The 2941-nt window shown below is 66.7% G+C and carries 2 protein-coding genes; both read right to left on the bottom strand.

What is annotated here, in order from left to right:
- Positions 1-351: 351 nt before the first annotated feature.
- Positions 352-1095 (bottom strand): IS21-like element helper ATPase IstB, encoded by a 744-nt coding sequence (istB, locus tag IVA87_RS07970; protein ID WP_247333288.1) that lies wholly within the window; start codon positions 1093-1095, stop codon positions 352-354.
- Positions 1096-1106: 11 nt separating this feature from the next.
- Positions 1107-2639 carry an IS21 family transposase gene (istA, locus tag IVA87_RS07965; RefSeq protein WP_247333289.1) on the bottom strand — a complete coding sequence of 511 codons (1533 nt, stop codon included), beginning with the start codon at positions 2637-2639 and terminating at the stop codon, positions 1107-1109.
- Positions 2640-2941 lie beyond the last annotated feature (302 nt).

The raw sequence follows: 2941 nt of genomic DNA, 5'->3' as shown, positions 1-2941 counted from the left end.
GTTGAACCGCCTGGCGAGGAAGCACGGGGTCAGGCTCCGGCAATCCTATGTTCGCGTGGCCAAAAGCGCGGCAATGATGGCGGGCCGCTACGCTCATGCTGCCGATTCCGACGAAGTCGCCCAGGCGTACCGATATGAAGTCGCCCGTGGATTCCGAGACGATGTCGCCCACCTTTCCGATTTGATCTCGCCCAGCGGCGAGGCGTTCTGGCCGGCTGGTTCTCTGGCATCGGTCAAGCCGCGCGGTCAATCTGGAATCGCGACTTCAACCTTTTTTCTTCTTCTGCGATTGCTGTGGGCATGTGGGCAACGCGATTGCGTTGTCCAAGCGCAGCGGCATGTCCACAGCGCTCAGGTCTTTCGGGCGGATTGCCGGGTTCGGCGCAGGCTCTCACCGGTGAGGTCGAGCCGATGGGCATTGTGGACGAGGCGATCGAGCACGGCGTCGGCATAGGTGGGATCTCCAATGAGCAGATGCCACTGGTCCACGGGGAGCTGGCTGGTGACGATGGTGGAGCGATGACCGTAGCGATCTTCGAGGATTTCCAGGAGGTCGTGACGGGCGCCGGCATCGAGCGGCTCGAGCCCCCAATCATCGAGGATCAGCAGATCGACACGGCCAAGGCCGCGCAACAGGCGTGGGTGACGACCGTCGCCGCGGGCGAGCGCCAGATCGTCGAACAGGCGCGGGACGCGCTGATAGAGCACGGAGCGATTGTCGCGACAGGCCTTGTGGCCGAGCGCCGAGGCGAGCCAACTCTTGCCGACGCCTGCCGGGCCGCAGATCAGGAGATTGACGTGGTCGTCGCTCCAGCGGCCCTCGACAAGCTTGGCGAACAGCGGGCGGTCGAGACCGCGCGGGGTGCGATAGTCGATGTCCTCGACGCATGCCTGCTGGCGCAGCTTGGCGTAGCGCAGGCGAGTGGCGAGCCGTTTGTCGTGCCGCAGCGAGGCTTCACGTTCGAGCAGCAGAGCAAGCCATTCGGCGTGACCGAGGCTGCCAGCCTCACCGGCGGCTTCGATGTCGGCGAAGGCCTTGGCCATGCCGTGGAGGCCGAGGGCGTTGAGGCGGTCGAGGGTCGGATGGGTGAGCAAGGGACGATCTCCTAATTGTAATAGCGCGGTCCGCGGATGTTGGCATGCAGGATCGGCGCATCGTCCGCGGAGCGCTGGTGAGCGGGACGCCGATCGAGATTGTTGGCGAGGATCGACTTGACCGAGCCATAGGTGCGCGCGCCGATGTCGATCGCCCGCGCAGCCGCCGCGTCCAGCCGTTCGCGCCCATAGGAGGCGGCGAGCCTGAGGATGCCGAGGCAGGCGCGGAAGCCTTGTTCGGGGTGCGAGCGCTCGTCGAGAATGAGGTCGCACAATGCGCTGGTTGCCGGCCCGATCGCGGCGGCGTCCTGACGGATACGCCCGATAGTCCAGCCGGCGTAGCGCCGATGGCTGGAGGCCATGTGCTCCGGCACGGTGGTGTGCTTGTGATTGCCACTCATGCGCTGATGCGCGGCAATCCGCTCGCCGTTGTGGAAGATCTCGACGGTGCGGGCGGTGAACCGCACCTCGACCTCGGCACGCGCGAAGCGATGCGGAACGCTGTAATAATGCTTCTCCACCTCGACGTGGTAGTCGAGGCTGACGCGGCGGATCCGCCACTCGGCGAGCACGTAGGGGCTCGCCGGCAACGGCTTGAGCGCCGGCCGGTCGATCTCCTCGAGCAGCCGGCGGCGCGTCACGCCGAGCCGCCGGATCGGCCGCTCCTCGTTGAGCCTGGTGAGCAACTCGCCGATCGCTGCGTTGACCTCGGCGAGGCTGTAGAAGACGCGGTGGCGCAGGCGGCCGAGCAGCCAGCGCTCGATGATGAGGACGGCCTGCTCGACCTTGGCCTTGTCGCGCGGCTTGCGAGGTCGCGCCGGCAAGACGGCCGTGCCGTAATGCGCGGCCATCTCTGCATAGGTGCGATTGATCTGCGGGTCGTAGAGGCTCGCCTTGATGACTGCGACTTTGGTGTTGTCAGGCACCAAGAGCGCCGGGACGCCGCCGATCGCCGCGAAGGCGCCAACATGGGCGCTGATCCAGTCGGCGAGCCCCTGCGTCCACGTCGCCTGCGCGTAGGTGAAGCTCGAGGCGCCGAGCACGGCGACGAAGATCTGCGCCGTCCTCCGCTCGCCGGTGAGGCGGTCGACCACCACCGGCACGCCGTCGCCCGCGTAGTCGACGAACAGCTTGTCGCCGGCCGCGTGCGCCTGGCGCATCGTCACCGACAGGCGTCCCTCCCAGGCGCGGTAAAGCTCGCAGAAGCGCGAGTACCGGTATCCGCCGGGCTCGGCGCCGATGTACTCCTCCCACAGGATCGACAGCGTCACGTGCTTGCGCTTGAGCTCGCGGTGCACCGCCGCCCAGTCGGGCTCGGCGATGCGGCGATGACCCTGCCGGTTACCGTTGCCGGTCTTGGCGAACAGGTGGGCCTCCAGGGCCGCGTCCGTGAGTTCGTCGGGCAACGGCCAGCTCAGGCCTGCGGCCTCGAACCGCCGGATGGTCAGCCGCACTGTCGAGGGCGCCGCGCCCATCCGCCGAGCAATCTCGCGGCTCGGCAGCCCAGCCGCCTTCATCCTGATCACATCGCGCACACGGCGCATCGCAAGCCTCTCCGTCGGCATCCAGGGTCCCCCTTCGCAAAACCGAAAGGTTGACCCTATGGGAGCCAGAAGAGGTCTCGATACCCGGGCGACATCATCCCGGAATGGTGGGCGACATCATCTCGGAACGGGTGGGCGACTTCAAATCGGAATGGTGGGCGAGATCATCTCGGAATCCTGGGCGACATCGATCGGAATCCGCACTCATGCCAAACAATTCAACCGGCATCAGCGACAGCTGCGCCTTCTGCGCAGCCGGCCGGGCCGGATCATCCGCGACATTCGCCGCAAGACCGAGGCCC

Source organism: Bradyrhizobium sp. 147, assembly GCF_023073935.1.
Taxonomy (GTDB): domain Bacteria; phylum Pseudomonadota; class Alphaproteobacteria; order Rhizobiales; family Xanthobacteraceae; genus Bradyrhizobium.
Note: the sequence above shows the minus strand (reverse complement) of the source record. Positions and strands in the feature narration are given on the sequence as shown.